This is a genomic window from Falsiroseomonas sp. E2-1-a20 (genome assembly GCF_051433195.1).
In the GTDB taxonomy this organism is placed as follows: domain Bacteria; phylum Pseudomonadota; class Alphaproteobacteria; order Acetobacterales; family Acetobacteraceae; genus Falsiroseomonas.
Map to the genome: position 1 here is coordinate 1 of NZ_JBHMFT010000210.1, position 417 is coordinate 417.

The following is a 417-nucleotide window of genomic DNA, read 5'->3' on the forward strand; positions in this document are numbered from 1 at the left end:
CGGGGCGCAACAGGATGCGGGAAGGGGGCTCGGCCGGATTATTCAGCTTGTTTTACGCCCGAGCCGGTCTACGGTAACCCATATCGCGCAACCCTCTGAAAGGGCCGCCTTTTGATGCCCGCCGACGCCGCGCTCCTCCGCGCCCTGGCCCGCGCCGCCGCCGCCTTGGCCCGGCTCGACCAGGCCAGCGCCCAGCACCCGCTGCGGCCGGCGCTGCTGCACCGCGCCCGGCTCGACGCCGTGCGCCGCCAGGCCGCGGTCGACGGGTTCCTGATCGACCCCTGGCACCTCGCCGCCCTGACCGAAGGGCTGCGGCCGCGCCGCATGATGGGCGCCCGAAACCTCGCCGAGGCGGGCGGGGTGTTCGAGGCCGGCCGCGCCGCGCTCGCCCTGCACCGCTGGCTCACCGCGCCCGAT

At 75.3% G+C, this 417-nt stretch carries 1 pseudogene; it reads left to right on the top strand.

The annotated features are described in order from the left end of the window. Positions 1 to 114: 114 nt before the first annotated feature. Positions 115 to 417 (top strand): annotated as a pseudogene (locus tag ACFHPP_RS31405) (hypothetical protein); the annotation flags it as partial.